The organism is Saccharopolyspora sp. NPDC000995 (genome assembly GCF_053599315.1).
On record NZ_JBSFLZ010000345.1, the window covers coordinates 1 to 1,293 of the forward strand.

Annotated in this window: 1 protein-coding gene; it reads left to right on the forward strand. The window is 64.9% G+C overall.

Annotated features, from left to right (window positions below):
- Positions 1 to 1,178: sodium:solute symporter family transporter (locus ACWDKQ_RS36245; protein ID WP_450143252.1), on the forward strand; the 1,178-nt coding region annotated here is incomplete at its 5' end.
- Between the last annotated feature and the right edge of the window lie 115 nt (positions 1,179 to 1,293).

Below are 1,293 nucleotides of genomic sequence, written 5' to 3' on the forward strand. Positions count from 1 at the left end.
CCATCGTGTTGTCGTACACGGCGTTGGGTGGGTTGTCAGCGGCGATCTACAACGAGGTGTTGCAGTTCTTCGTGATCGTGGCGGCGTTGTTGCCGTTGACGATCGTGGGGTTGGTGAAGGTCGGCGGTGTGCAGGGTCTGGTGGCGAAGGTGTCGGCGGGCCCGGGGGGCGCCGAGCAGCTGTCGGCGTGGCCGGGCAATCAGTTGACCGGGTTCGGCAACAGTGTGCTGAGCGTGGTGGGTCTGGTGTTCGGATTGGGGTTCGTGCTCAGCTTCGGGTACTGGACGACGAACTTCGTCGAGGTGCAGCGGGCGATGGCGTCCAAGAGCATGTCGGCGGCGCAGCGGACGCCGATCATCGGGTCGTTCCCGAAGATGTTCATCCCGTTCATCGTGATCATTCCGGGGATGATCGCGGCGGTGCTGATCCCGGAGCTGGCGGCGTACAAGCAGTCCGGTGGCACCGGTGGCGGGGGTGTGGATTACAACGATGCGATCTTGTTGTTGATGCGGGATTTGCTGCCGAACGGGATTCTGGGGATCGCCCTGGCCGGGTTGCTGGCGTCGTTCATGGCGGGGATGGCGGCGAATTTGTCGTCGTTCAACACGGTGTTCACCTATGACATCTGGCAGTCGTACGTGGTGCGGGACCGGGCGGATGGTTATTACCTGCGGATGGGTCGCTGGGTGACGGTGGGGGCGACGCTGGCGGCGGTGGGCACGGCGTTCATCGCAGCGGGTTATTCGAACTTGATGGATTACCTGCAGCAGTTGTTCTCGTTCTTCAACGCGCCGCTGTTCGCGACGTTCATCCTGGGGATGTTCTGGAAGCGGATGACCCCGCATGCGGGGTGGGCGGGTCTGGTGCTGGGCACGGTGTCGGCGGTGGCGGTGTTCGGGCTCTCGGAGTCGGGGGTGCTGGACCTCCCGGGGCAGGGTGCGAGTTTCGTGGGTGCGGGTGTGGCGTTCGTGGTGGACATAGTGGTCAGCGTGGTGGTGTCGTTGGCGACGCGTCCGAAGCCGGAGGCGGAGCTGGCGGGGCTGGTGTACTCGTTGACGCCGCGGGCCAGCCGGCAGGCCGCGACCAGCGGGCAGGACGCGGGCTGGTACCGGCGGCCGGGTCTGCTGGCCGGGATCGCCCTGGTCCTGATCATCGCCCTCAACATCGCCTTCGGATAACACGCAGACGGCTCTGCCGAGGAACTGACACGAGGAACTGACATGGCGAAAAGCTCGGGCACCGCTGGCGCCTTCGACATCCGGACGATAATCGCGCTGCTGTTCGGCATCTACG